The organism is Rathayibacter sp. VKM Ac-2879, from assembly GCF_015351245.1.
Classification (GTDB): Bacteria; Actinomycetota; Actinomycetes; order Actinomycetales; family Microbacteriaceae; genus Rathayibacter.
On sequence record NZ_JADKSO010000009.1, the window covers coordinates 1 to 886 of the forward strand.

An 886-nucleotide genomic window follows, 5' to 3' on the forward strand; every position below is an offset into this window, starting at 1 on the left:
GCGTCCGAGTTCGGGGAGTCGTTGGAGGTAGGTGCCGTAGCCGCTTTTCACGAGGGGCGCGGCGAGAGCAGCGAGCTGGGCGTCATCGATCCACCCGTTACGCCACGCGACCTCCTCGATACAGCCGATCTTGAAACCCTGACGCTGCTCGATCACCCGCACGAACTCCGTCGCCTCGATCATCGAATCGAACGTCCCCGTGTCCAACCACGCCGTCCCCCGATCCAAGACCTGCACACTCAACGACCCCGCCTGAAGATACCGCTCGTTCACCGTCGAGATCTCCAACTCCCCCCGAGCCGACGGCTCGATCGTCTTCGCGATCTCCACCACATCGTTGTCGTAGAAATACAAACCCGGAACCGCATAATTGCTCTTCGGAGCCTCAGGCTTCTCCTCGATCGACAGAGCACGGAACCCGTCATCGAACTCCACCACCCCATACGCCCGAGGATCCGCGACCTGATAAGCGAAAATCACCGCGCCCTCCACGCTCGTCTTCGCCGCCAACGCCGTCCCCAACGCCGTCCCATGGAAGATGTTGTCCCCCAACACCAACGCCACCGACTCCTCCCCGATGAACTCCTCCCCGATCACAAACGCCTGCGCCAGCCCCTCCGGAGACTCCTGGACCGCATACTCGATCCGCATCCCCAACGCCGACCCATCCCCCAACAACGCCCGAAACTGCCCGTTGTACTCCGGCGTCGTGATCACCAAAACCTCATCGATCCCCGCCATCATCAACGTCGACAACGGATAATACACCATCGGCTTATCATAAATCGGCATCAACTGCTTCGAAATGCCCTTCGTGATCGGCCACAACCGCGACCCCGACCCCCCCGCCAAAACAATCCCCCTCACGACACCACCACCGCATCGA

Annotated in this window: 1 protein-coding gene; it reads right to left on the reverse strand. The window is 61.2% G+C overall.

The window, feature by feature from the left end:
• The coding region (rfbA, locus tag ITJ45_RS13875; RefSeq protein ID WP_194611032.1) for a glucose-1-phosphate thymidylyltransferase RfbA at nt 1-867 on the reverse strand (867 nt) is incomplete at its 3' end.
• Between the last annotated feature and the right edge of the window lie 19 nt (nt 868-886).